Annotated in this window: 4 protein-coding genes; all 4 read left to right on the forward strand. The window is 62.1% G+C overall.

The genetic code is table 11. From position 1 onward, the window contains the following. The first annotated feature begins 14 nt into the window (after positions 1-14). Complete coding sequence (lpxC, locus tag ACKODO_RS09170) at positions 15-947, forward strand: UDP-3-O-acyl-N-acetylglucosamine deacetylase (protein WP_408983138.1); 933 nt, start codon at positions 15-17, stop codon at positions 945-947. 214 nt (positions 948-1,161) lie between these two features. After that, complete coding sequence (locus ACKODO_RS09175; protein ID WP_408983135.1) at positions 1,162-2,070, forward strand: outer membrane protein assembly factor BamD; 909 nt, start codon at positions 1,162-1,164, stop codon at positions 2,068-2,070. Positions 2,071-2,089: 19 nt separating this feature from the next. Further along, on the forward strand, positions 2,090-3,754 hold the full coding sequence (recN, locus tag ACKODO_RS09180) for a DNA repair protein RecN (RefSeq protein WP_408983136.1): 1,665 nt from the start codon (positions 2,090-2,092) through the stop codon (positions 3,752-3,754). A 3-nt stretch (positions 3,755-3,757) separates the two neighbouring features. Then, positions 3,758-4,027 (forward strand): hypothetical protein (locus ACKODO_RS09185; protein ID WP_408983137.1); only part of this gene is annotated, 270 nt, incomplete at its 3' end.

A 4,027-nucleotide genomic window follows, 5' to 3' on the forward strand; every position in this document is an offset into this window, starting at 1 on the left:
AAGGGGACTGCGCCGTGACTCAAACCACGCTGGCCGATCAGGTTGTCATCGAGGGAATTGGTGTTCATCGGGGTCAACCCGCGCGCGTTGTTCTTCATCCGGCAGAAGCGAATTCAGGCATCACCTTCCTGCGCACCAATCTTCCGAACGGCACCCAGCGGCTGATCGAGGCGCGCCATACCTCGGTGCAGGATACGCAGCTCTGCACCATCATTGGTGACAAGACCGGTGCCAGCATTGCCACCATCGAGCATCTGATGTCGGCTTTGGCCGGTCTCGAGATCGACAATGTCCTGGTCGAGGTCGATGGGCCGGAAATGCCGATCCTCGACGGCTCCTCGCGCATCTTCGTCGAGCAGATCCTTCAGGTGGGTGTGAAGCGTCTCTTCGCGCCGCGCAAGATGGTCCGGGTGCTGCGCCCCGTGCTGATCGAGATGGGCAACGCCCATGCCGAACTCTCGCCTTATGATGGTTTCCGGCTCGATATCGAGATCGATTTCAAGAACCCGGCCATCGGCCGCCAGACCTATTCTTTTGATTTCTCGGCCGATCGCTATCGCCGTGAGGTCGCCGCCGCCCGCACCTTCGGCTTCATGAAGGATGTGGAGGCGCTCTGGAAAGCGGGCCTCGCCCTTGGCGCCTCTCTCGAGAATACCGTTGCCGTTGGCGAAGACCGCGTGGTCAATCCCGAAGGCCTTCGCTTCCCCAATGAATTCGTTCGCCACAAGCTGCTGGATGCCATTGGCGATCTTTCGCTTGCTGGCCATGCCCTGCAGGGCCACTACAAGGCCTTCTGCCCCGGCCACAAGCTCAACGTTATGATGCTCTCCGCCCTGTTCTCCGATCGGCGGAATTATGCCGTCACCGATGCGGTTCGCCGGCCGGCCCGGGCCCGCGGTGAAATGGTGATGCAGCCGGTCGCGGCCTTCGCTCCCGAGGTCAACTGAATATCCTCGGCGAAACCTGTCGCATTTTGAAGCCGTTGCCACAAATATGCCGCGTCGATTCGGTTAACGACATTCCATGATGAGTGCTGACGGGCTCTTGCCTTGAGGGGCGGTTTCCACCAGAAGAACGCAATCGTTATGGTGAATCCGGCCTTGCCCTTGGGGCGAGTTCGGGAACAATCTCCCGGTTCAGTTTGGGGGCAGGGTGGTCGTGATGACGGACGGAAACGACAAGAATCGCAAGCCGGGCCGGGCCAGTTTCTTCCTGCGGCTCACGGCGGGTGCCCTCATGGCCGTCTCGGTCGCGGCCTGCGAAACCGTTTCCGACACGATCTCGAGTTTCAATCCCTTCGAGGACAAGGGCCCGAAGAGCGATATCGGCAAGGATGAGCGTGCCGAAGTGCTGTTCAACGATGGCCTCGCGCGCCTGGAGGCCCGCGATTATGGTGGCGCTTCCAAAAAGTTTGCCGAACTTGACAAGCAATATCCCTATTCGGGCTGGTCGCGCCGCGCGATGGTGCTGTCGACCTTCTCTTCCTACGAGGGGGGCGATTACGCCGAGGCGATCAGCGTCGGTCGCCGTTATGTCCAGCTTTATCCTGCCAGCCCCGATACGCCCTATGTGCAATATCTGGTCGGCATGAGCTACCACAACCAGATTCTCGATGTTCAGCGTGATCAGGAACGCGCCGAAAAGTCGCTTCAGACTTTCGAGGATCTCGTCCGCAAGTGGCCGAACTCGGAATATGCCGGCGATGCGCGCGATCGCATCCGCATGGCGCGAGACCAGCTTGCCGGCAAGGAGATGGAAGTGGGGCGCTTCTACCTCGAACAGCGCAACTTCACAGGGGCGATCAACCGCTTCCGCGAGGTGCTGGTGAAGTACCAGAACACGCGCCATGTGGAAGAGGCCCTCTCACGCCTCACCGAGGCCTACATGGCTCTGGGCGTCGTGAAGGAGGCGCAGACAGCGGCCGCCGTGCTGGGCCATAACTTCCCTGAAAGCCAGTGGTACAAGGATGCCTTCACGCTGCTGAAATCGGGCGGGCTCGAGCCGCGCGAGGATCGTGGCTCCTGGATCAGCAAGACCCTGCGTTCGATGGGCCTCTCGGCCGTCCTCTGATCGCCGGGAAGAGCACGCCATGCTCTCCCGGCTCTCGATCCGCGATATCGTTCTGATCGAGCGGCTGGACCTTGGTTTCCGGCAGGGCCTTTCCGTTCTCACGGGCGAAACCGGCGCGGGCAAGTCCATCCTGCTCGATTCGCTGGCGCTGGCACTGGGCGGGCGCGGCGATGGCGCGCTCGTGCGCGCGGGCGCGATGCAGGGGCAGGTGACGGCCGTTTTCGATCTCCCGCCCGATCACGGGGCGATCCTCGCCGCCGGGGAGGCTGGTGCCGAGGTCGAAGGTGATCTCATCCTGCGCCGCGTGCAGATGGCTGATGGCCGCTCGCGCGCCTATGTGAACGACCAGCCGGTTTCCATGCAGGCGCTGCGCGCCATCGGGGCCGCGCTAGTGGAAATCCACGGCCAGCACGCCGATCGCGCGATGATCGACCCAGGCACGCATCGCGATCTCGTGGATGATTTTGCGGGCCTGGGCGATGATGTCGCCGAGCTTTCCCGGCTTCATGCCCAATGGCGTGAGGCGGGACGCGTCCTTCGCGAGCATGAGGCGCGCATCGATGCCGCGCGGCGCGAAGCAGACTATATCCGCCATGCCACCGCTGAACTCGAGAAACTTGCGCCTGAGCCGGGCGAGGAAGAACGCCTCGCCTCCGAGCGTCAGCGGATGATGCAGGCCGAGAAGATCACCGGCGATCTGCGCGAAGCCGCTGACATCCTCTCGGGCGACCATGCGCCGGGGCCGATCCTGCTCTCGGTGCTGCGCCGGCTCGAACGGCGCCGCGAGCAGGCTGGGCCCGATCTCGCGGTGGCCGTCACCACGCTCGACGCCGCGCTGCAATCGCTTGATCTCGCGCATCAGAGCCTCGAGGCGGAGTTGCGGCAGGCGGAATTCGACCCGCGTGAACTGGAACGGATCGAGGAGCGGCTCTTTGCCCTGCGTGCCGCCGGGCGGAAGTACCAGACGCCCGTGGACGACCTGCCTGCACTCGCCGCGAAACTCGCGGGCGATCTCGAGGCACTGGACCATGGCGAGGCCGAGCTTGTCCGCCTCCAACGGGATGTCGCCGCGCGCGAGGCCCTGCTCTCCACCAAGGCGCGGATGGTCTCGGAGAAACGCCGGAACGCCGCGCTTGCGCTGGATGAGGCGATTGCCGGCGAATTGCCGCCGCTGAAGCTCGAACGCGCCCGCTTTGAAACCCGTGTCGACAGCGATCCCGCCCGCCTCGAAGCCACCGGCATCGATCGCGTGGAGTTCCATGTCGCGACCAATCCCGGCTCGCGGCCCGGCCCCATGATGAAGGTCGCCTCGGGGGGTGAACTCGCGCGCTTCATGCTGGCGCTGAAGGTGACGCTGGCGGATCGCGGCTCGGCGCCGACGCTCGTTTTCGACGAGATCGATACGGGCGTGGGCGGCGCGGTGGCCGATGCCATCGGCGCAAGGCTCGCGCGGCTCGCAGCCCGCGTGCAGGTGCTCGCGGTGACGCATGCGCCGCAGGTCGCGGCGCGCGCGAGCACGCATTTCGAGATCTCGAAAACCGCGATTGGCGAGGGGGATCGGGTGGCGACGGGTGTGCGCCTGCTCGATGATGCCGCGCGGCGCGAGGAGATCGCGCGCATGCTCTCGGGCGCGGCCATCACGGATGAGGCCCGCGCGGCCGCCGCCCGCCTGATGGAGACGTGAAAAATGACATCGATCCAGGCGATGAATGAGATAGAAACTGATCGAAAAAAATTCGATGCATTTCTTCATAGTCGCGATGACAAAATAAATTATCTTTGTGACAAATTTTTGAATGTAATTCCGAATGCAAAAAAATCAGAATTGTATAATTTTTTTAATGAAATTCAATACAAAGATATTGACCCGCTTTGTTTACATGTTTTTCGTCAGATTGAAGGAAAACATAAACATTTCAATTCAGAATTTCTTGTAACAATTATGAGGTTATATGAA

It is taken from the genome of Rhabdaerophilum sp., from assembly GCF_046092605.1.
GTDB lineage: Bacteria > Pseudomonadota > Alphaproteobacteria > Rhizobiales > Beijerinckiaceae > Rhabdaerophilum.

What these genes read in the sequence shown, in the direction of transcription:
- ACKODO_RS09175 (WP_408983135.1), top strand. Translation starts at nt 1,162, where the DNA reads ATGACGGACGGAAACGACAAGAATCGCAAGCCGGGCCGGGCCAGTTTC.
- recN (WP_408983136.1), top strand. Translation starts at nt 2,090, where the DNA reads ATGCTCTCCCGGCTCTCGATCCGCGATATCGTTCTGATCGAGCGGCTG.